Source organism: Shinella sp. GW821-FHT11G07, from assembly GCF_058808115.1.
The window spans coordinates 193889-214736 of sequence record NZ_JBXARJ010000006.1; the positions used below are offsets into that span (position 1 = coordinate 193889).

Consider the following 20848-nt stretch of genomic DNA (forward strand, 5'->3'; position numbering starts at 1 on the left):
CAACAGCTGTGAGTAGCTATGGGTCTATCGCCCACAGGAGTGTAAGGGGGGAACATGCCGGGTACCGACAAAACCGATCGCCAGAGGGCAACCGTCACGGACAAGGAAGCGCTGGATTTCCACTCGTCTGGCCGTCCCGGCAAGCTGGAAATCACGCCGACCAAGCCGATGGCGACGCAGCGCGACCTGTCGCTTGCCTATTCGCCGGGCGTCGCCGTGCCGGTGAAGGCCATCGCCGAAGATCCCTCGACTGCCTATGACTACACGACGCGCGGCAACATGGTCGCCGTCATCTCGAACGGCACCGCCATCCTCGGCCTCGGCAATCTCGGCGCGCTCGCCTCCAAGCCCGTGATGGAAGGCAAGTCGGTCCTCTTCAAGCGCTTCGCCGATGTCGATTCGATCGACCTCGAGGTCGACACCGAAAATGTCGACGAGTTCATCAACTGCGTGCGCTATCTCGGTCCGTCCTTCGGCGGCATCAATCTCGAGGACATCAAGGCACCCGACTGTTTCATCATCGAGCAGCGCCTGCGCGAATTGATGGACATCCCCGTCTTTCACGACGACCAGCACGGCACCGCGATCATCGCCGCCGCCGGCCTGATCAACGCGCTGGCGCTGACCGGCCGCGACTTCAAGACGACCAAGCTCGTCTGCAATGGTGCAGGTGCAGCCGCCATCGCCTGCATCGAGCTCATCAAGTCGATGGGCTTTGCGCCGGAAAACGTCATCCTTTGCGACACCAAGGGCGTCATCTACCAGGGCCGCGAAGACGGCATGAACCAGTGGAAATCGGCCCATGCGGTGAAAACCGACCGCCGCACGCTCACCGAAGCCATGGAGGGCGCGGATGTCGTCTTCGGCCTCTCCGCCAAGGGCGCTTTCTCGGAAGAGATGATCCGCTCCATGGCGCCGCGGCCGATCATCTTCGCCATGGCCAACCCCGACCCGGAAATCACGCCGGAAGAGGTTGCCCGCATCCGTGACGACGCGATCGTCGCGACCGGCCGTTCGGACTATCCGAACCAGGTCAACAACGTGCTCGGCTTCCCCTACATCTTCCGCGGCGCGCTCGACGTACGCGCCTACACCATCAACGACGCGATGAAGATTGCGGCAGCCGAAGCGCTCGCCAATCTCGCCAAGGAGGATGTGCCGGACGACGTCGCCGCCGCCTACCAGGGTGTGCGCCCGCGTTTCGGCGCGCAATACATCATCCCCGTGCCGTTCGATCCGCGGCTGATTTCGGCGATCCCGGTCGCCGTTGCCAAGGCGGCGATGGAGACGGGTGTCGCACGCAAGGATATCCCGGACCTTGACGCCTATGCCCGCGATCTGAAGGCACGGCGCGACCCGATCGCCTCGACGCTGCAGCAGATCTATGCCCGCGTTCGCCGTCATCCGAAGCGGGTCGTCTTCGCCGAGGGCGAGGAAGAGCAGATGATGCGCGCCGCCGTGTCCTATGCCAACCAGCAGCTCGGCACCGCGATCCTCGTCGGCCGCGACGACCGCATGCGCGAAGTGGCCGATCGTGCCGGCATCGATCTCGACCGGCCCGGCATCGAATTGCTCAACGCCCGCATCTCGACGCGCAACGATGCCTATATCGACTATCTCTACGCCCGCATCCAGCGCAAGGGTTACCTCTACCGCGATGCCCAGCGCCTGATCCACAACGACCGCAACCACTTTGCGGCCTGCATGGTGGCGCTCGGCGACGCGGATGCGATGGTGACGGGCCTGACCCGCAACTATTCCACCGCACTGGAAGACGTGCGCCGCTGCATCGATGCCAAGCCCGGCCATCGCGTCATCGGCGCGTCGCTGGCGCTTTGCCGCGGTCGCACGGTTCTGGTTGCCGATACGGCCGTGCACGACATGCCGTCGTCGGAAGAGCTGGCCGACATTGCGGAAGAAGCAGCCGGCCTTGCCCGCCGCCTCGGCTACGACCCGCGCGTGGCGATGCTTGCCTACTCGACTTTCGGCCATCCGTCCGGCGAACGCTCGGAACGGGTGCGGGAAGCGGTGAAGATTCTCGACCGCCGCCGCGTCGATTTCGAATATGACGGCGAGATGGCGGCCGATGTGGCGCTCAACCCGCGCATCATGGAGCAGTACCCGTTCTGCCGCCTTTCCGGCCCCGGCAATGTCCTCGTCATGCCGGCGTTCCACTCGGCCTCGATCGCGACGAAGATGCTGCAGGAACTCGGTGGCGCGATGGTCATCGGCCCGATGCTCGTCGGCCTCGACAAATCCGTGCAGATCGTCTCGATGGGGGCGAAGGACGCCGATATCGTCAACATGGCGGCGCTTGCCGCCTACAATGCCGGCTGACAGCACGATAAAAAGCCGCCCGCCTCGGGATCGGGACGGGCGGCAAATCAAACTATGCTGACCTTCATCGAATATGCTTGTAGCGGCATGCAATTCCGAACGGAAAACCGCGTCGCAGTCTTCCCGGCATTGCTTAGCTGGCGAAACGCCCGGCGTCCGCGCCGTAATAGTTGAGATAGCGGCCGGAAATCTTGCCGATCGGCAGCACGATCAGCACATCCGTCGTGTTGAAGCCGTGATCGACGACGGCGCCGTTGCCGACTGTCGCACCGAGCCGAAGATAACCCTTGATCAGCGGCGGCATGGCGGAGAGCGCCTTGCGCGCATCAATGCCTTCCGATGGCATCAGGTCCATGGTGCGGAAAAGCTCCGGCCGGGCCGAGACGGTCCATTCGTCCTTCGCCAGCACATTGTGATGCAGGAAGGACAGAGCCAGCGCATGTTCCTCCGGCACTGTTCCGTGGAAGGAGGCGCAGCCGAACATCACGTCGATGCCGTGCTTCAGGGAATAGGCCCAGTTGCCCTGCCAGAGCAGTTCCACCGTGCGCTTGGTGCGGTAGGCCGGCAGCACGCAAGAGCGGCCAAGCTCCATGAAGCGCTTTTCCGGATGGCGCGCGATCAGCGCATCGACGTCGAATTCGGATTGGGAATAGAAGCCACCGGACACCGCAGCGACATCCTGGCGCAGCAGGCGATAGGTGCCGACGATCTGCTCTTCGGCGTCGCCCTCGATCGAGGTGTCGAGCACGAGCAGGTGGTCGCAGACCATGTCCCAGGCGTCGATGTCACGCTTGCGGCGCACGGCGTCGGGCGAAAGCTTTGCGTTCATTTCTTCGGCGAAGACGCGGTAGCGCACGGCCTGGGCGGCGTCGATTTCCGTCACCGAGCGGGCGATGCGCGTCTCAAGATTGCCGATGCGGCCGAGCACGGCCGTTCCCGAGCGGCCCGCGACCGCAACCGTCTTCTGGGCGATCTCCACAGGAGCGATGGTCTGGGCGAGGTCGAGCGTCATGGCAGTGTATCCGTCCAACGAAACTTCATGGTTTTAACCACGATTCTGCAACAGGACAATGACGCAAGTCTGGCCGCGCCAGCGAAAAGCCGGCTCGGCTAGAGATCAGGCCGTGGCGCGCCGGGCCAGACGGGCGATTTCCGCAATCAGATGAACGGGATCCGCCGGTTTTGACAGCACCGCATCGGCGCCGATCGCCAGCAGTTCCTCGCTCAGTCCCTGCCGGCTGTCGGCGGTCAGCACCACGACCGGCAGGCGGGCATTGCCATAGTCGCGCTGGACGATGCGCGCGATCATCTCCTTGCCGTCGCCGCCCGGCATGCCGAGGTCGGTGACGAGAAGGTCGGCGGCGAACGGGCCGGCATCCGTGGCGCCGGCAAGCGCGGAAACGAGCGCCGGATAATCCGGCACATGGCGCACGATATGACCCGCACGCTCCAGCACCGAACGCACCAGCATGGCGTTCACCGGGTCATCCTCCGCAAGCAGGATGCGGGCACCTGTGGTCGCGGCCGGTGTGGGTTCCGGGGCTATCTCCGGCAATTCCGTCAGGATCGGGCGGTTGTCGTTGATCGCATCGCGTACCTCGATGCCCTTCATGCGGCCGCGCAAGACTTCGACCAGCGAACGCTCGCGCAAGGGCCGGATGAGCCAGGAATCATAGCCCTCACCATTTCCGATCGCCCGGCCGCTGCGTTCTTCCGGATTGACGAGATAGATGCGGCGCGCGCGGCTGTCGCGCAGATAGCCGAGATCGGCAAGCTCACGACGGAAGGCACCGGCGAGGCGGTTGTCGACGATGATGTCGGTCAGTTCGGCTCCGCGGCCGGCCAGTTCCTGGACGAGGTCAAGCGCCTCGTCGATGGACGTGGCGAGATGGCAGGCGCCGCCGAGCGCATCGATGGTGCGCACCAGCGCCTTCGATGCCGGGCCGGCCGGCGCCAGCACGAAGACCAGGCTGCCCTTCAGCACGCCCTTGCGCGCGCCGGCTGCCCCCGCCGTCTTGCGCCGATCAGCCGGCATGCGGATGGTGAAGGTGCTGCCCTTGCCGGGCGTGCTTTCCAGCGTCAACGCGCCACCGGCCTCGTTGAGGATACGGGCGGAAATGGCAAGGCCGAGGCCGGTGCCGCCGCTCCTCTGCGAGGCGCTTCCCGTCTGCTCGAACTCCTGAAAGATGCGCGCCTGTTCCTCGGCATTCATGCCGGGGCCTGTGTCGGTGACGCGGATAACGACGGCGCCGCGATCGAGCGTGGTTTCCAGCGACACGCCACCCGTATGGGTGAACTTCACGGCGTTGCCGACGACGTTGTAGAGCACCTGGCGCAGGCGCGGTGCATCGTAGAGCAGCAGGCCCGGCACCTCGGGTGCCACAAAGGAGCCGATCTCGATGCCTTTTTCATGGGCGCGGTGCGAGAGCATCTCCACGACGCTTTCCAGCAGCGGCCGAACCGGCTCTTCCGATGGGCGAAGCTGGAAGCGACCCGCCTCGATGGTCGAGAAATCGAGCAGGTCGTCGACGAGTTGCACGAGCGCATGGCCGGACTGGCGGATGCCGGCTAAATAGTTCTTCTGCTCGGCGGTCAGCCGCGTCTGGCCGATCAGGTGCGACATGCCGAGAATGCCGGAGAGCGGTGTGCGGATTTCGTGGCTGACGGTGGCGAGCAGGCGCGACTTGGCGGCACTCGCCTCCTCCGCGCGCTGGCGGGCGCGCTCGCGCTCGCCTTCGGCCCGACGCTCCTCGGTCACGTCGCGAGCGATGGAATGCACCACCAGGTCACCCGAGGCTGGATCACGCACCGTGACGTCATGCCAGGAATAGATACGCTTGCCGGCCGGACCGTTTACGTCGACATCATAGCGGTGCGCCATGGCCTGCGAGCGGAAGGCAAGACCGAGCGCCTCGCAGGTCTTGCCTTCGACAGCAGCCGTGCCGGTCAACTCGCCAAGCACGGCATTGGCGCGCAGGATGCGGCCATCGAGCGTGCGCATGACGACGATATCACCGAGCACGTCATGGATGGCGGAGAGGATTTCGGAGGTTTCGCTGCGTTCCCAGGACCGGTCATGCGCCGCTTCGACGGCGGCGACCGGACGGTGCGACCAGAAAAGGAACGCAGCACCCGCAATACCGGCGAGACCGAGGCCGATCGCCGCGATATAGAACCCGGTCGCCATGCCGGTTGCCAGCACAAGCGCGCCGCAGAGCAGCCCGACGCCTGCAATCACACTGCGGATCATCGCGTGGCTTTCCGGCTCGGGACGGGGCGCTGCACCCTCCCCGTCGATATCGTGGATATCGTGTGCCGCGTCAAAACGGTCGCCCGCGGAACGCTGCGGCGCTTCGGCAAATTCGGCCTTGAGCCGATTCTGTAGCTTGACGGGTTCGCTCATGACGATCCGCTTAACACACGGACCGTTCAAATCGGCTTCAGCAAGTCGTTAAAAATTTAACGTTTCGCACGACGCAAGAGCAGAAGCTCATCGAGGATGACGAGGCCAGCGCCGATGGTGATGAACGTGTCGGCGAGGTTGAACACCGCGAAGGACCAAGTCTCCGTGTAGAACAGGATATAGTCAATCACGTAGCCGAACAGCGCCCGATCGATGAGATTGCCGAAGGCCCCGGCGATGATGAAGGCATAGCCGGCATGGGCAAAACCCCGCGCCTTGGGTGTCTGCCGCCAGAGCCAGACGACGAAGCCGACGACGAAGAGGCGCAGCGTCACGATGAACCAGCCCTCCATGCCCGACAGCATGGAGAAGGCGACGCCGTAATTGTAGGTGCGGTAGAGCGCCAGCATGGGCACGACATGCACCGCTTCCTGGAAGGGAAGCCACATTTCGACGGCGAATTTCACCGCCTGATCGAGAAGCAGCGCCAGCAGGATGACGACGATGACAGGCACCGGCCGGGACATGAGCGGAATGCGTTCGTTCATGCGCGCTCGTCCAGCGTCAGCAGGTGGCGGCGCGCCTCGAACAGCATGATGCCGGTGGCAATCGCAAGGTTCAACGAATCCGCCCGGCCCGTCTGCGGGATGCGGGCAAGCGCATCCGCCTCGCGGGCGAGCTCCTCCGGCAGGCCTGACTGCTCATTGCCCATCAAGAGCACGACGGGTTTTTTCTTGTAGTCGATGGTGCGGTAGTCGACGGCGCCGGCCAGATGGGTCGCGACGACCTGAACGCTCGCCGTCTTCTTCCAGCCAAGGAAGTCGCCGACGCTCGTTTTCACCAGCGGCACGGCGAAGACCGAGCCCATGGTGGCGCGCACGGTTTCCATCGAGAACGGATCGGTGCTCTCGCCGACGAGGATGACACCGCCGGCGCCTGCCGCATCCGCGGTGCGGATGATCGTGCCGAGATTACCCGGGTCGCGCACGCGGTCGAGCGCGATATAAGTTTCGCCGGTCTTCGGCTTGAGATCGCGCAGGCTCGTCCAGCGCTGCGTGAAGATGCCGACGACCATCTGCGGATTGTCGCGCCGGGTGATCGAGGACAGAACCTTCTCGCTGACTTCCAGCACCAGCCCGCCACGCGCCACCGTCTTGGTGGCGACCTGCACGACCTGCGGCTTGTCCTTGACGTTCTTGGCATAAACGAGCGTCTTGATTTCGAAGCCGAGTTCCAGCGCGTCGATGACGAGCTTCAGGCCTTCGGCCATGAAACTTTTCGTCTCGTCGCGGTCCTTCTTGTTGGCAAGTGCCTTGATGTCCTTGATGATCGGGTTTGCGAGGCTCGTCACCTCTTTCACCTGACCGACGCGGCGCGTTCCGTGATGTTCCTGGCTCATGCGCTGATCCATCGGCTGAAAAGGGAGGTGGAGAGCGCGCGGCCGGTGTCCTTGCCGTCCTTGCCGCTCTCGCGGATGACGAGTTCACCCGATTCCACCGTGCCGCCGGCGCCGCGCATCGTTTCGCGCATCAGTTCGTGGATGGAATAGAAGCTCGCGCGGATCGAGTAGGCCGTCAGCACGAGGCCGATGGCCTTGGGGGACAGAATCTCGCGGCAGATATCGAGCATCAGCGGCAGGTGCTCGAAGAGATGCCAGACCTCACCGTTCGGGCCACGGCCGAACTTCGGCGGGTCCGTCAGGATGATGTCGTATGTGCTGCCCCGGCGCTCCTCGCGCTGGATGAATTTCATCGCGTCTTCGCAGATCCAGCGGATCGGCAGCTTTTCCATGCGGCCGAGCGCCTGGTTTTCGCGTGCCCAGCCGATTGCCTTCCGCGAGGCGTCGACATGGGTGACTTCCGCACCCGCCGCAGCCGCGATGAGCGAGGCGACACCGGTATAGCCGAAAAGGTTCAGCACCTTGACCGGCCGGCCAGCCGTCTCGACCTTCTCCTTCATCCAGCTCCAGTGGGCGAGCTGTTCCGGGAAGACACCCACATGGCGGAAGGCGGTGAAGCGGCCGTGGAAATCGACGCCGAGCAGCTGCATCGGCCAGGTCTCACCGAGCATCGTCTTGGGGAACTTCCAGCGCCCCATGCCGTCTTCATCCGTATCGCCGGTGAAGAGGGCGTCTGCCTTGTCCCAGATGCCGTCGGCGAGGCTGCGCTGCCAGAGCGCCTGTGCTTCCGGCCGCACGATGCGGTAGGGACCGTATTGTTCGAGCTTTTCGCCGGCACCGCTGTCGATGAGACGGTACTGGTCGGAGCCCGCAGTCTCCAGGATGACAGGCAAGCGCTCGGCCGGCTTTTCGCCTTCGCGACGCATCAGCGGGCGGGCGGGTAGCTCGGGCGCCGGGCGCGGCTCCTTCTTGGGCGCCGGCGTCTTTGCGGCCGGGGTCCTTTGGGCTTGCGCCCGAACGGGAGCGGCGGAGCCGACCTTCGGCCGGCGGTGTCTGTCCTTCACGATCGATCATCCGTCGTCGGTTGAATACTTGGCCGGCAGCGCCGGGAAACGAGCGGTCCCCTTACCATTCCTCCCCCTCTTGGCAAAGCGCTTTCCGATTGCGACAATCGGCGCTGTTCCAGGGAGGACCGATCATGGACATGTCCGGCGAAGAACGCATTGCCGCCCCACGCGACGCCGTCTGGGCGGCGCTCAACGATCCGGACATCCTGAAGGCCTGTATTCCGGGCTGTCAGGCGCTCACCATGAAATCGCCGACCGAGCTGGAGGCGACCGTGAAGATCAAGATCGGCCCGGTCTCGGCGACCTTCAGCGGCGAAGTGACGCTTTCCAACCTCAACCCGCCGCTCGGCTACACAATCTCCGGCGAAGGCAAGGGCGGCATTGCCGGTTTTGCCAAGGGCGGCGCCGACGTGCGCCTCACCGAAGACGGCGACGGCACGATCCTGGCTTATGACGTCAAGGCGCAGATCGGCGGCAAGCTCGCCCAGCTCGGATCGCGGTTGATCGATTCCTCATCGAAGAAACTTGCAGCGCAGTTCTTCGCCGATCTCGGCGCGAAGCTCAACGGCGGGCCGGCCTAGCTTATTTTGCCGAGGCCGGAATGACCGCCTGCGAGGCGATCGTCTCGGCGCGCGTGCGGTGCTTTTCCGCCTCGCTGTGCCATTTCACCGCCTCGTGCGCCTCGATGCGGGCACGCTTGCGGTATTTGCCCTGGGTAAACCAGGTGATGAGCGCGCCGAGCACGAGGCCGAAGATCACCGCCAGGAACAGATAGACGAAGAACGGCGCGGTGACGGAGAGCATGCTGTCCTCGGGCCGGAACGGATTGAGCGCCAGCGTCACCGACTGGCGGTTCGCCACCGACAGCACGATCAGCACGATGGCGATCGGGATGAGGACGAGGATGTTGACGACTCTCTTGATCATGGCATCACCTGCTTGGCGCGAGGCGCCGATCAGGCGCCCCGGGTTTTAGTCGTCCTGGTCCGCTTGACCAGGATTAAGCCGCTCGCGCAGCTCCTTGCCGGTCTTGAAGAACGGAACCCACTTCTCCTCGACGAAGACCGCATCGCCCGTGCGCGGGTTGCGGCCTGAGCGAGACGGCCGGTTCTTCACGGAGAAGGCGCCGAAGCCACGCAGCTCGACCCGGTTTCCGCCCGCGAGCGCATCCGTGATTTCGTCGAGCACCGCGTTGACGATATTCTCGACGTCGCGGTGGTAGAGGTGGGGATTGCGCGCGGCGACAATCTGAACCAATTCCGACTTGATCACTGTGTCCCCCTCAAAAATTCTTGTTTTTCAATCACGAGCAACCTGCCAAACCGAGACCAGACCGTCAAGAAACAACTTTTGGCCGGCTAGTTTTTCGATCGTCGGTTGAAGATCGAGCGGCAGGCCGAGAATGGAGCGTGCAAGATCGGCCACATTGCTTCCCAGGAAGGAGAAGCTTGAGCGATTCGGTGCTGTATAGTCGATGAACGGCAGGTCGGCCGCCACCTTGCGCTCGTCGAGATAGGCGCGGATTTCCTCCGGCCCGCCGAGCCGGTCGACGAGCTTGGCGGCAAGCGCCTGGCGGCCGGTGAAGATGCTGCCGTCGGCAAGGCGCAGAACCTCGTCGCGCGGCAGTTTGCGGCGTTCGACGACGAGATCGACGAACCAGTCATAGCTGTCCATCACCATGGCGCGGATCATCGACTTCGCCTCCTCGCTTGCCGGATGGAACGGCGAGGGTTCCGCTTTCAGCGGCGCGGATTTGATTTCCTCGAGGGAAACCCCGATCTTGTCCATCAGTTCCTTCATCTGCGGGTACTGGAAGAGCACGCCGATCGAGCCGGTGATCGAGCTTTCGCCCGCCACGATCGTGTCGCCGGCCGTCGCGATCATGTAGCCGGCGGATGCGGCCAGCGTGCGCACATCCGAGACGACGGGCTTCTTTTCCGCCACCTTGCGCAGCGCCTTGAAGATCACTTCGCCGCCATAGGTCGTGCCGCCGGGCGAGGAAATCGTCACGACGAGCGCCTTCGCCCGGTCGTTGCGGGCAATGCGGTCGAGGCGCTCCAGCAACTCGGTATCGTCCTGGATGATGCCGGAAATGCTGACCCGCGCGATATGATCGCGTGCACCGCTGCCCGGCCAGCGCCAGGCGGCCGCGGCAAAGACGGCGATGAGCGCGATCAGGATGGCGACGACCCGCCAGAAGGTGAGCTTGCGGCGCAGATGCCGGCGGTCGGCGATGGCGGAGTGATCCATTCCCAGTCCTCGATGCTAAAGGCCGCCCATCTCATGAGGTGGCTTGCCGAAGGCCCTATCGATATGGCATTCCAGACGCAAATGGCAATTCGTCGCTGAACATTCTTGGACAGGCATTGTTTGTTCATGAATAATCGCCATATGGGGCCCGTTATCCGAGGCGGCCCACCGTTTCGCAGCGAAGGCCGTACCGCGAGATTTTAGCAGGCAAAATGCTGGACACCGTGACAGAAGCACCGATGACCGGTGCACAGGGCATAGGCGTATCCGCCGAGGCTTACCGCCTCGCGACGCGGCATTCCTCCCGTGTGCGCGTCTTAAAGGTCGCCCTGCCGGTCACCGCCATCATCATCGGCGTCATCTTCGTCATCGTTTCGATCGTGCGCACCTATGTGCCCGATAACCTGCAGGTGGAAAGCGCCTCCATCGAAGACGGCAAGATCGTCATGCGCAACCCGGCGATTTCCGGTCGCAACAAAGACGGCATCAGCTATTCCATGAAGGCGGAGCGGGCGCTGCAGGACATCAAGCAGCCGGATGTGCTCACGCTGGAAAATATCAGGGCGAAGGTGCCGGTCAATGAAAGCACGATTGCCGAGGTGATCGCCGCGACCGGCGTCTATGATCGCGGCAAGAACCTGCTCGACATGATCGCCCCCTTCACCATCAACCTCAATACCGGCCTCGAAGCCGCCTTCCGCTCGGCCCATCTCGATATCGACGGCGGCAACATGTCGACGGAGGAGCCCGTTTCCATCCGTTCGCGCGAAGCATCCATTGTTGCGCAGTCGCTGCGAATGACAGATAAAGGCAGGGTCGTCGTCTTCGAAGGCAAGGTCGTCGTCGACGTCGATCCCGCCGCCATCCGCAACCGAGAAAAGTAAGAGCGCCATGTTCGCCACTCTTTCCGCCCCCATCCGGGCCGCCAGCATTACCGTTCTTGCAGCAAGCCTTGCGCTCATCTCGGTTCCTGCGGGCGCCCAGCAGACGTCGAGCCGCATGAAGGGCATGCAGCTGTCGAACGATCAGCCGATCCAGATCCAGAGCGACAAGCTCGAGATCCGCGACCAGGAAAACAAGGCTGAATTCAGCGGCAATGTGAAGGTCGTGCAGGGCACGACGACGCTCCAGGCCGGCAAGATGATCGTCTATTATGCCGCCGGCGGCAGCGGTTCGGTGGCGAGCGGTAACGCGGATATCGAGAAGATCGACGTTTCGGAAAAAGTCTACCTGAAGTCGGGCACGCAGGAAGCGACGGCCGATACCGGCACGTTCAACCTCGTCAACGAGACGCTGCTGCTGAAGGGCGAAAAGGTCGTGCTGTCGGAGGGCAAGAACGTTTTTGTCGGCTGCCAGCTGCTGGTGACCATGAGCACCGGCGAAGCCAAGCTCGACGCTTGCGGCGGCCGGGTGATGATCCAGCTGGACCCCAAGTCCCGCAAGCAAACGAACTGATATAGCGCCCTGCCCGTGACTTCCTCCCTCATCACCCGCCTGACGCGCCGCCCGAAGAAAGCCGCGCCGGAACCCCAGCGCAGCGCCGATCTTTCGCGCTACGACGGGACCCTCATTGCCCGCGGGCTGACCAAGACCTATCGCGACCGCCGTGTCGTCAACGGCGTGTCGCTTGTCGTGCGCCGCGGCGAGGCCGTCGGCCTGCTCGGGCCGAACGGTGCGGGCAAGACGACCTGTTTCTACATGATCACCGGTCTCGTTCCGGTGGATGAAGGCTCGATCGAGATCAACGGCAACGACGTCACGACCATGCCGATGTACCGGCGCGCGCGCCTCGGCGTCGGCTATCTGCCGCAGGAAGCCTCGATCTTTCGCGGCCTGACGGTCGAAGACAACATCCGCGCCGTGCTGGAAGTGCACCACAAGGACAAGGCGGAGCGCGAGCACAAGCTCGACAGCCTGCTTGCCGAATTCTCGATCTCGCATCTGCGGAAGTCGCCGGCCATCGCGCTGTCGGGCGGTGAACGCCGCCGTCTTGAAATCGCGCGCGCGCTCGCGACCGACCCGACCTTCATGTTGCTCGACGAGCCCTTTGCCGGCGTCGACCCCATTTCGGTCGCCGACATCCAGGCGCTGGTGCGTCACCTCACCTCGCGCGGCATCGGCGTGCTCATTACCGACCACAATGTGCGCGAGACGCTTGGCCTGATCGACCGGGCCTACATCATCCATGCCGGCGAAGTGCTGACGCATGGCCGGGCGAACGACATCGTCGCCAATCCGGATGTGCGCCGCCTCTATCTTGGCGATAATTTCAGCCTGTAGGGCGAAATACGCACCCGATCGCCGCGATCTTCACCAAGTTCGCGGCTGCGACTTGACCAAACTTCTCAAAAAAGCAATTTTTGGGCCAGTTGGATCTCGTCGCCCCGCCACGATGGCCGTGGGCCGCTTTTCCAGGGAGTAAAGCGTCCGCATGGCACTCGCAGCCAGCCTTTTCCTGCGCCAAAGCCAATCGCTGGTGATGACCCCCCAGCTCATGCAGTCCATCCAGCTGCTGCAGATGACGCATATCGAGCTCAACCAGTTCATCGAGCAGGAAGTGGAGAAGAATCCGCTGCTCGAAGTCGTTTCCGGCGATGAGGGGGCACGCGACCCTGAGCGGGCTGCCGAAGACTACTCGACACCCAGTGAAGATCGTGCACACGCCGAACACATTGGCGGTGACGATGGGTTCCAGCCCGACCTCTACGATTCCGCCGATGCAGGAAGTGCCTCCGAAACGCTCGACGGCGGCCTCGACAACATGTTCCCCGACGATGCCGGGCCGCGGACCGCCGATGCGCCGGAACTCGCCGACCAGTGGAAGTCCATGCCCGGTGGTGGTGGTGACGGCGAGGGCTACGACCTCGACGACTTCGTGGCAGGCCGCAAGACGCTGCGGGACGTTCTGGGCGAGCAGATCCCCTTTCTGCTGTCCGACCCGATCGACCGGCTAATCGCCCAGCATCTCGTCGATCAGCTCGACGAAGCCGGCTACCTGCAGGGCAGCACGGCCGAGACGGCGCTTCGCCTCGGCAAGCCCGTCGCTGAGGTCGACCGCGTGCTCTATCGGCTCCAGGAACTCGATCCGCCCGGCGTCTTCGCCCGTTCGCTCAGCGAATGCCTGGCGATCCAGCTGCGAGCCCGCGATCGGTTCGATCCAGCGATGGCGGCCCTCATCGACAATCTCGAGCTTCTCGCGCGGCGCGATTTCGCGACGCTGAAGAAGCTTTGCGGCGTCAACGAGGAAGACCTTCTCGACATGCTGGCGGAAATCCGCAAGCTCGATCCCAAGCCCGGCACGCGCTACGAGACCAGCGCCTCGGAAGCCGTGGTGCCGGATATCCTCGTGCGCGCCGCGCCCGACGGCAGCTGGCATATCGAACTCAATGCCGACACCTTGCCGCGCGTGCTGGTCAACCGTGACTACTATGCCTCCGTCTCTAGCCGCACGCGCCGCGACAGCGAGGACCAGGGTTTTCTCAACGAATGTCTGCAGACGGCCAACTGGCTGACCCGCAGCCTCGACCAGCGCGCCCGCACCATCATGAAGGTGGCGACCGAGATCGTGCGCCAGCAGGATGCCTTCCTGATGCACGGTGTCGACCACCTGCGGCCGCTGAACCTGAAGACGGTCGCCGAGGCGATCAAGATGCATGAATCGACGGTGAGCCGCGTCACCTCCAACAAGTTCATGCTGACGCCGCGCGGCCTGTTCGAGCTCAAATATTTCTTCACGGTCTCGATCGGCTCGGCGGAGGGCGGCGATTCCCATTCGGCGGAATCCGTCCGTCACCGCATCCGTACGATGATCGTGCAGGAGCAGCCGGATGCCGTGCTCTCGGACGATGATATCGTGGATATCCTGCGCAAGGGCGGTGTCGATCTCGCCCGCCGGACGGTCGCGAAGTACCGTGAAGCCATGAACATCCCTTCCTCCGTACAGCGGCGGCGGGAAAAACGGGCGCTCGCCAAGGCAGCCGCCTCCTGAAACAAAGCCGGGAGAACCGGCGTTTCAGACAGCCAAACATTAACAATGCCTGAATCCACTAATTGACTTCGCCACCGGGACGGGCTACTGCGCGCCCCTCTTCTGAAGAGAAGGCAGGCCGGAATTCCGGACATATCCCCGCTTTTCTTGCCGCATGTGACGGAAATTCCATCGCATGCGTAAAAGCTTGGAACGTGGAGAAGGTTGGAATAGACTGTTGCACGCAAATCACGAACGAGAGGAAACCTCCATGAGTGTGCGTGTATCCGGTAAACATATGGAAATCGGCGAAACTTTCCGTCAGCGCATTGAAGACCAGGTCGGAGAGGCCGTAACCAAATATTTTGACGGAGGATATTCGAGCCAGGTCACCGTGGAAAAAGCGGGATCGCGGTACAGCGCGGACTGCAAGATCCACCTGGATACGGGCATGGCCTTGCAGGCAAATGGCGAAGCAAACGACCCCTTGGTGGCCTTCCAATCGGCCTCCGAACGGATCGAGAAACGCCTGCGCCGGTACAAGCGCAAACTCAAGGCACACCACAACGGCAATGGTCACGATGCCTTTGCAGAAGTGGCCTACACGGTGATGGATTCGGTCCCCGACGAAGAGGATGAACTTCCCGAGGACTACGCACCGACCATCGTTGCGGAAAGCACGAAGAAACTGAGGACGATGTCCGTCGCAAGCGCCGTCATGGCGCTCGACATGACGGACGAGCCGGTTCTTCTCTTCCGCAGCGCCGGGTCGGAGCAGCTCAATATCGTCTACCGACGCAACGACGGCAATATTGGCTGGATCGACGCAGCCAATATCAAAGGCTGAGTGACGGGAGCGTGGTGCCGGAAACCGGCACCACGTTTCTTCAATCCCTTCACCCGCCTCACGAGGACAAAAGCATGGCATTGGCAGGTTTGCTGCAGCAAAGTGCGATTATTCCGGCGATGAAGGCCAATTCCAAGAAGCAGATGCTTCAGGAACTGGCGGCAAAAGCGGCGAAGCTCACCGGAATTCCGGAACGCGAGATTTTTGACGTCATTCTTCAGCGCGAACGGCTCGGTTCGACCGGTGTGGGCAATGGCATCGCCATCCCGCACGGCAAGCTGAAGGAGCTTTCACAGATCACCGGCCTCTTCGCGAGACTGGAGACCCCTGTGGACTTCGAGGCATTGGACGACCAGCCGGTCGACCTCGTCTTCCTGCTTCTGGCGCCGGAAGGCGCCGGTGCGGACCATTTGAAGGCGCTGTCACGCATCGCCCGCGTGCTGCGCGATCCATCGATGGTCGCGAAGCTGCGCGCCTCCGACAGCGAGAGCGCGATCTACGCCTGCCTCAGCGAGGAGCAGGCGTCGAACGCGGCCTGACAATTTCGTATACGCATGAAAAAACCGGCGGTTTTGCGACCGCCGGTTTTTCTTTTTCATTCGATCGAGGATCAGGCCTGCGCAGCACTTGCCTCGCCGGCGGGCGCCTTCGGGCCGCCCTTCGACACGCCGACCATGGCAGGGCGCAGCACGCGCTCGCCGATGACGAAGCCGGCCTGCACGACCTGCACGACCGTGTTGTTGGCGACTTCCGGGTTCGGCACTTCAAACATCGCCTGGTGGAAGTTCGGGTCGAACTTTTCGCCGACCGGATCAAGCTTGCGCACGCCGTGGCGTTCGAGGGCGGCGAGCATGGAACGCTCGGTCATCTCGACACCTTCCGCCAGCGCCTTCAGGCCGGCATCGCCGCTTTCCAGGGCATCGGCCGGAATGGCGTCCAGTGCGCGGCGCAGGTTGTCGGACACGGCCAGCATGTCACGCGCAAAACCGGCGACGGAATAGGACTTGGCGTCCTTCACATCACGCTCGGTGCGGCGACGCAGGTTGTCCATTTCCGCGGCGAGGCGGAGATACCGGTCCCTGAGGTCGCTGTTTTCCGCGCGCAGAACGTCGATCGGATCCGGCTCGGCAGGGGCATCAACCTCGGCAGCCACGTCGTCCGGTGCGGACGTTTCTGCTGCAAAGCCGTTTTCCGCGCCTTCGTCAGGTCCATGTTTCTTGTTGTCGTCGGTCATGACGTACTCCGAATTGCATCTTTTAAGGGTTGGGCCCGATATCGAGCTTTGAACCCGAAAAATCAAGGGCTGATGGCTGGATTGCCAGAGTTCAGCGCGAAAGCCGCGACATGAGCTGGGCCGTATAGTCCACCATGGGCACGATACGGGAATAGTTGAGCCGGGTCGGCCCGATGACGCCGACAGCGCCGACGATCTTCTCGTCGCTGTCGCGGTAGGGCGCCACGATCAGCGAAGAACCGGAGAGCGAGAAGAGCTTGTTTTCCGAGCCGATGAAGATACGCACGCCCGGGCCGGTCTCGGCGAGGTTCAAGAGCTCGATCAGGCTGTCCTTGCGCTCCAGGTCGTCGAACAGCATGCGCAGCCGATCGATATCCTCCGCCCCGGCAAGGCCTTCGAGCAGGTTTGCCCGGCCGCGCACGATGAGCCGCGTCGGCTTCGCCGCATCGAAGCCGCCGGACCAGACCGCAAGCCCGCGCTCGACCAGATCCTGCGACAGCTTGTCGAGCTCGCCGCTGATTTCGCCGCGCAGGCGCTCCAGCTGGGCGCGCGCTTCAAACAGCGTGTTGCCGGCAAGATGGGCGTTGAGGAAGTTGGCCGCTTCCGTCAACTGCGAGCTGGTGACGCCGGCCGGCAGTTCGATGATGCGGTTTTCGATCTGATCATGATCGCCGACCAGCACGACAAGCGCTTTGGTCGGCTCCAGCCGGATGAACTCGACATGTTTCAAAATGGCGTCGTTCTTCGAGGTAATGACGAGGCCAGCGCCGCGCGACATGCCGGACAGCGCCTGGCTCGCCTCGTTCATCATCGTCTCGACGGCGGTATGTTTCTGGCCGTGCGGGCGCACATGCCGCTCGATCGAGGCGCGGTCTTCCGCCGAAATGTTGCCGACCTGCATGAAGGCATCGACAAAGAAGCGCAGGCCAAGCTGCGTCGGCAGCCGACCGGCGCTGGTATGCGGTGAATAGATGAGACCGAGCTCTTCAAGGTCGCTCATCACGTTGCGCACGGAAGCGGGCGACAGCGACATGGGCAGGATACGCGACAGGTTGCGCGAGCCGAGAGGCTCTCCGCTTTCCAGATAGCTTTCCACGATGCGGCGAAAGACTTCGCCCGAACGCTCGTCGAGCGCCGCCTGACTGTCAGGACCCGGAGACTTCAAAACCATCTTTCCGCTGCAACCTCGTTATTTCCAGGGAATATAGTGATTTCGGGCGGAAGCGCAAAACGGATTTTCGCGGCGCAGCATCCCGAGAAATCGCGCGGGGTGACGCCGCGCCATTCCCTCGCCCGGCGAACTGGTCTAAAGCAGCGTTCCAGATATCACGAGACAGGAGTTCGCAATGCGGCCGTCCGGCAGAAAAACCGATCAGATGCGCAAGGTTTCCTTCGAGCGCAACATCTCCAAGCATGCCGAAGGCTCCTGTCTCGTCAAGTTCGGCGACACGCATGTGCTCGTTACTGCAAGCCTCGAAGAGAAGACGCCGCCATGGCTGCGCAACAGCGGCAAGGGCTGGGTGACCGCTGAATACGGCATGCTGCCGCGCGCCACGGGTGACCGCATGCGCCGCGAAGCCGCTGCCGGCAAGCAGGGCGGCCGCACGCAGGAAATCCAGCGCCTCATCGGCCGGTCGCTGCGCGCCGTCGTCGATCTCGAAGCGCTCGGCGAACGCCAGATCACCGTCGACTGCGACGTCATCCAGGCCGATGGCGGCACCCGTACCGCCTCGATCACCGGCGCCTTCATCGCCCTTCACGACTGCCTGAAGTGGATGGAAGCGCGCAGCATGATCAAGGTCGAGAAGGTCCTGAAGGACCATGTCGCCGCGATCTCCTGCGGCATCTTCGCCAGCCAGTCGGTCATCGACCTCGACTATCTCGAGGATTCCGCTGCCGAGACGGACGCCAACTTCGTCATGACCGGCTCGGGCGGCATCGTCGAAATCCAGGGCACGGCCGAAGGCAAGCCGTTCACGGAAGAAGAGTTCTCCAGCCTGATGGCGCTTGCCCGCAATGGCATTGCCGAACTGGTCACCCTGCAGAAGCAGACCATCGCCTAAGGAAGGCGCCCATGACCGCCGCGATCGAAGGCATTCTCGAAACCGCGCTCTATGCGGACGACCTCGACGCGGCGGAAGCCTTCTATGGCGGTGTTCTCGGCCTTGAAAAGATCACGCGGCAGGCGAACCGCCACGTCTTCTTCCGCTGCGGTCCCGGCGTTCTCCTGATCTTCAATGCCAAGGAGACCGTCGTTCCGCCGCCCCACGCCTTTCCCGTGCCGGTCCATGGGGCGACAGGACCAGGCCATGCCTGTTTCCGCGTGCCGGGGCCAGAGCTTGATTTCTGGGTGAAAAAGCTCGAAGAAGCCGGCATCACCATCGAAGCGGATTTTTGTTGGCCGAACGGCGCCCGCTCCATCTATTTCCGCGACCCAGCCGGCAACAGTCTTGAATGTGCCGAGCCGAGCCTCTGGAACATCGCTTAGGGACTTTTATGCGCAAGCTCGACACCAAGACGATCGTCGTCGCCAGCCACAATGCCGGAAAAATCCGCGAGATCGAGGACCTGATCGGCCCCTTCGGCTTCTCGGCCAAATCGGCCGCCGAGTTGAAGTTCGAAGAGCCGGACGAGACGGGCACGACCTTCGAAGAGAATGCGGCGATCAAGGCGCTCGCCTCGGCCAAGGCCTCCGGCCTGCCTTCCCTTTCGGACGATTCCGGCCTCGTCATCGATGCGCTCGACGGTGCGCCGGGCGTCTACACGGCAAACTGGGCGGAGAAAGAGGACGGCACGCGCGACTTCGCGATGGCCATGGAGAAGGTCGAGAAGGCCCTTGCCGACAAGGGCGTGACCGACGCGCAGGATCGCACCGCGCGCTTCGTCTCCGTGCTCTGCCTTGCCTGGCCGGATGGCCATACGGAACTGTTCCGCGGCGAAGTCGAGGGCACCGTCGTCTGGCCGCCGCGCGGCAGCCAGGGTTTTGGTTATGACTCGGTCTTCCAGCCCGAAGGCTATGAGACGACCTTCGGCGAAATGAGTGCGGAGCAGAAGCATGGCTGGAAGCCGGGTGACGCGGCAGCGCTGTCGCACCGCGCCCGCGCCTTCAAGCTCTTCGTCGAAACCTGCCTGAAGGCTTGAGGTTCAATGACGGCGGCGCCCTTCGATATCCGGCCGAATTCCGCCGTGGATCTCTCCGATCCGGGCTTCGGCATCTATGTGCACTGGCCGTTCTGTGCCGCCAAATGCCCCTATTGCGACTTCAACAGCCATGTGCGCCATCAGCCGGTGGACCAGCCGCGCTTCGTGCAGGCGTTTCTGAAGGAAATGGCGACGATGCGTCGCCTCACCGGCTCGCGCAGCGTCACCAGCATCTTCATGGGCGGCGGCACGCCCTCGCTGATGGCACCGGAGACGGTTGATGCGATCCTGAACGGTATCGCGCGCCACTGGCATGTGCCTGACGGCATCGAGATTACCATGGAGGCCAATCCGTCGAGCGTCGAGGCCGAGCGGTTTCGCGGTTATCGCGCGGCGGGTGTCAACCGCGTCTCGCTCGGCGTGCAGGCGCTGAACGATCGGGACCTGAAATTCCTCGGCCGACTGCATGACGTCGCCGATGCGCTGAAGGCGATACGGCTGGCGCGCGACATCTTTCCGCGCATGTCGTTCGACCTGATCTACGCCCGCCCGAACCAGACGGTCGAAGAGTGGGATCGCGAGCTGAAAGAAGCCGTCTCCTACGCCGTCGACCATCTCTCGCTCTACCAGCTCACCATCGAGGAGGGCACGCCCTTCTACGGCCTGCACAAGGCGGGCAAGCTGATCGTGCCGGACGGCGAACACTCAGCCGTGCTCTATGAGGCGACGCAGGAGATTACCGAGCGCGAGGGTATGCCGGCCTACGAGGTCTCGAACCATGCCCGCCCCGGCTCCGAAAGCCGCCACAACCTCACCTACTGGCGCTATGGCGATTATGTCGGCATCGGCCCCGGCGCGCATGGCCGGTTGACGACCGGTGGCGCGAAGATCGCGACCGCCACGGAACGGCGGCCGGAAGGCTGGCTTGAACTGGTCGAGGCAGAGGGCCACGGCATGGTCGAGCAAGAACTGCTGGAGCGCGAGGCGCAGTCGGACGAGTTGCTGCTGATGGGGCTGCGCCTCAAGGAGGGCATCGATCTCGTCCGCTGGCAGATGCTGTCTGGTCGCGACCTGGATCCGGATCGCGAACAGTTTCTTATCGATCACGGCTTCATCGAGCGGCTCGGCAATTCGCGGCTGCGCTGTACACCGGCCGGCATGCTGATCCTCGACGCGGTCGTTGCCGATCTCGCCTGCTGAGCC

22 protein-coding genes are annotated in these 20848 nt (G+C 63.3%); 12 read left to right on the top strand and 10 right to left on the bottom strand.

The window, feature by feature from the left end; genetic code table 11:
- Nucleotides 1–54: 54 nt before the first annotated feature.
- Nucleotides 55–2337 (top strand): NADP-dependent malic enzyme, encoded by a 2283-nt coding sequence (locus AC1RT2_RS13910; RefSeq protein WP_069060196.1) that lies wholly within the window; start codon nt 55–57, stop codon nt 2335–2337.
- A 133-nt stretch (nt 2338–2470) separates the two neighbouring features.
- Here the strand turns inward: AC1RT2_RS13910 and olsB are convergent, their stop codons facing one another.
- The 5 genes from olsB to AC1RT2_RS13935 form a co-directional block, all read right to left on the bottom strand.
- Nucleotides 2471–3349 (bottom strand): l-ornithine N(alpha)-acyltransferase, encoded by an 879-nt coding sequence (gene olsB / locus AC1RT2_RS13915; RefSeq protein ID WP_069060197.1) that lies wholly within the window; start codon nt 3347–3349, stop codon nt 2471–2473.
- A gap of 105 nt (nt 3350–3454) precedes the next feature.
- Nucleotides 3455–5740 (bottom strand): hybrid sensor histidine kinase/response regulator, encoded by a 2286-nt coding sequence (locus AC1RT2_RS13920; RefSeq protein ID WP_493102670.1) that lies wholly within the window; start codon nt 5738–5740, stop codon nt 3455–3457.
- Between the two features lie 56 nt (nt 5741–5796).
- Nucleotides 5797–6288, bottom strand: a complete 492-nt coding sequence (lspA, locus tag AC1RT2_RS13925; RefSeq protein WP_160857771.1) for a signal peptidase II — start codon at nt 6286–6288, stop codon at nt 5797–5799.
- Nucleotides 6285–7139, bottom strand: a complete 855-nt coding sequence (locus tag AC1RT2_RS13930) for a TrmH family RNA methyltransferase (RefSeq protein ID WP_493102672.1) — start codon at nt 7137–7139, stop codon at nt 6285–6287. Before AC1RT2_RS13930 ends, lspA begins: the two co-directional genes overlap by 4 nt.
- Complete coding sequence (locus tag AC1RT2_RS13935) at nt 7136–8203, bottom strand: class I SAM-dependent methyltransferase (RefSeq protein ID WP_150129964.1); 1068 nt, start codon at nt 8201–8203, stop codon at nt 7136–7138. Before AC1RT2_RS13935 ends, AC1RT2_RS13930 begins: the two co-directional genes overlap by 4 nt.
- 134 nt (nt 8204–8337) lie before the next feature.
- On the opposite strand from AC1RT2_RS13935, the gene AC1RT2_RS13940 reads away from it, so the two are divergent.
- Nucleotides 8338–8787, top strand: coding sequence for an SRPBCC family protein (locus AC1RT2_RS13940; protein ID WP_493102674.1), 450 nt, complete (start codon nt 8338–8340; stop codon nt 8785–8787).
- A 1-nt stretch (nt 8788) separates the two neighbouring features.
- Here AC1RT2_RS13940 and AC1RT2_RS13945 read toward each other — a convergent pair whose 3' ends face one another.
- The 3 genes from AC1RT2_RS13945 to sppA are packed head-to-tail and all read right to left on the bottom strand — an operon-like array spanning nt 8789 to nt 10456.
- On the bottom strand, nt 8789–9133 hold the full coding sequence (locus tag AC1RT2_RS13945; protein WP_069060203.1) for a LapA family protein: 345 nt from the start codon (nt 9131–9133) through the stop codon (nt 8789–8791).
- Between the two features lie 45 nt (nt 9134–9178).
- The gene (locus AC1RT2_RS13950) at nt 9179–9496 is read right to left on the bottom strand and encodes an integration host factor subunit beta (RefSeq protein WP_160858077.1); all 318 of its coding nucleotides are present in this window, start codon (nt 9494–9496) and stop codon (nt 9179–9181) included.
- A gap of 9 nt (nt 9497–9505) precedes the next feature.
- The gene (gene sppA / locus AC1RT2_RS13955; protein WP_493102676.1) at nt 9506–10456 is read right to left on the bottom strand and encodes a signal peptide peptidase SppA; all 951 of its coding nucleotides are present in this window, start codon (nt 10454–10456) and stop codon (nt 9506–9508) included.
- 212 nt (nt 10457–10668) lie between these two features.
- On the opposite strand from sppA, the gene lptC reads away from it, so the two are divergent.
- The 6 genes from lptC (at nt 10669) to ptsN (ending at nt 15809) form a co-directional block, all read left to right on the top strand.
- On the top strand, nt 10669–11340 hold the full coding sequence (gene lptC, locus AC1RT2_RS13960; RefSeq protein ID WP_493102678.1) for an LPS export ABC transporter periplasmic protein LptC: 672 nt from the start codon (nt 10669–10671) through the stop codon (nt 11338–11340).
- A 7-nt stretch (nt 11341–11347) separates the two neighbouring features.
- Nucleotides 11348–11911 (top strand): LptA/OstA family protein, encoded by a 564-nt coding sequence (locus AC1RT2_RS13965; RefSeq protein WP_493102681.1) that lies wholly within the window; start codon nt 11348–11350, stop codon nt 11909–11911.
- Nucleotides 11912–11941: 30 nt separating this feature from the next.
- On the top strand, nt 11942–12736 hold the full coding sequence (gene lptB / locus AC1RT2_RS13970) for an LPS export ABC transporter ATP-binding protein (RefSeq protein WP_493102934.1): 795 nt from the start codon (nt 11942–11944) through the stop codon (nt 12734–12736).
- Between the two features lie 151 nt (nt 12737–12887).
- Nucleotides 12888–14444 carry an RNA polymerase factor sigma-54 gene (rpoN, locus tag AC1RT2_RS13975; protein ID WP_493102683.1) on the top strand — a complete coding sequence of 519 codons (1557 nt, stop codon included), beginning with the start codon at nt 12888–12890 and terminating at the stop codon, nt 14442–14444.
- A 250-nt stretch (nt 14445–14694) separates the two neighbouring features.
- The gene (gene hpf, locus AC1RT2_RS13980) at nt 14695–15270 is read left to right on the top strand and encodes a ribosome hibernation-promoting factor, HPF/YfiA family (RefSeq protein ID WP_069060208.1); all 576 of its coding nucleotides are present in this window, start codon (nt 14695–14697) and stop codon (nt 15268–15270) included.
- A 74-nt stretch (nt 15271–15344) separates the two neighbouring features.
- Nucleotides 15345–15809, top strand: a complete 465-nt coding sequence (ptsN, locus tag AC1RT2_RS13985) for a PTS IIA-like nitrogen regulatory protein PtsN (RefSeq protein ID WP_069060209.1) — start codon at nt 15345–15347, stop codon at nt 15807–15809.
- 71 nt (nt 15810–15880) lie between these two features.
- Here ptsN and grpE read toward each other — a convergent pair whose 3' ends face one another.
- Entirely contained in the window at nt 15881–16504 is a 624-nt protein-coding gene (gene grpE / locus AC1RT2_RS13990; RefSeq protein WP_493102685.1) for a nucleotide exchange factor GrpE, read from the bottom strand.
- Nucleotides 16505–16595: 91 nt separating this feature from the next.
- Entirely contained in the window at nt 16596–17675 is a 1080-nt protein-coding gene (gene hrcA, locus AC1RT2_RS13995) for a heat-inducible transcriptional repressor HrcA (RefSeq protein WP_069060211.1), read from the bottom strand.
- 175 nt (nt 17676–17850) lie between these two features.
- Between hrcA and rph the strand changes: the two genes are divergently transcribed.
- From rph to hemW, 4 genes are read left to right on the top strand one after another with little or no spacing between them, the layout of a single operon-like run.
- Nucleotides 17851–18567, top strand: a complete 717-nt coding sequence (rph, locus tag AC1RT2_RS14000) for a ribonuclease PH (protein WP_069060212.1) — start codon at nt 17851–17853, stop codon at nt 18565–18567.
- 11 nt (nt 18568–18578) lie between these two features.
- On the top strand, nt 18579–18992 hold the full coding sequence (locus tag AC1RT2_RS14005) for a VOC family protein (protein WP_493102688.1): 414 nt from the start codon (nt 18579–18581) through the stop codon (nt 18990–18992).
- A gap of 8 nt (nt 18993–19000) precedes the next feature.
- Nucleotides 19001–19645 carry an RdgB/HAM1 family non-canonical purine NTP pyrophosphatase gene (gene rdgB, locus AC1RT2_RS14010; protein WP_493102690.1) on the top strand — a complete coding sequence of 215 codons (645 nt, stop codon included), beginning with the start codon at nt 19001–19003 and terminating at the stop codon, nt 19643–19645.
- A 6-nt stretch (nt 19646–19651) separates the two neighbouring features.
- Nucleotides 19652–20845, top strand: a complete 1194-nt coding sequence (gene hemW, locus AC1RT2_RS14015; protein WP_069060215.1) for a radical SAM family heme chaperone HemW — start codon at nt 19652–19654, stop codon at nt 20843–20845.
- Nucleotides 20846–20848 lie beyond the last annotated feature (3 nt).